Genomic DNA, 246 nt, shown 5'->3' on the forward strand with positions numbered 1-246 from the left:
AGCGTCAGATGTGTATAAGAGACAGCAAGTAGCCAGTGATCACCCCCTCGGCATCGCGCATGGCGCTGACCGTGAGGTTGACGATGCGCTGCTCGCCATTATTGCGCAGGTAGGTCCACTGGCGGGTTTCCGGCTCGCCCTGGTCGGCGAGGCGGGGGAAAACCCCCAAAACCCCGSCCTCCGKGGCCGGSCGCYGGGKCCCCCGCTKGMCCCNCCCCCCGTTTTTTCTCCGCCCSGGGGGAAAAC

Annotated in this window: 1 protein-coding gene; it reads right to left on the reverse strand. The window is 66.7% G+C overall.

All coding sequences use genetic code 11. The features are described from left to right. Nucleotides 1-4 precede the first annotated feature (4 nt). Nucleotides 5-169, reverse strand: coding sequence for a hypothetical protein (locus ACQ4LH_RS21410; RefSeq protein ID WP_430698985.1), 165 nt, complete (start codon nt 167-169; stop codon nt 5-7). Between the last annotated feature and the right edge of the window lie 77 nt (nt 170-246).

The organism is Pseudomonas peli, from assembly GCF_050563605.1.
GTDB classification, from domain to species: Bacteria; Pseudomonadota; Gammaproteobacteria; order Pseudomonadales; family Pseudomonadaceae; genus Aquipseudomonas; species Aquipseudomonas peli_A.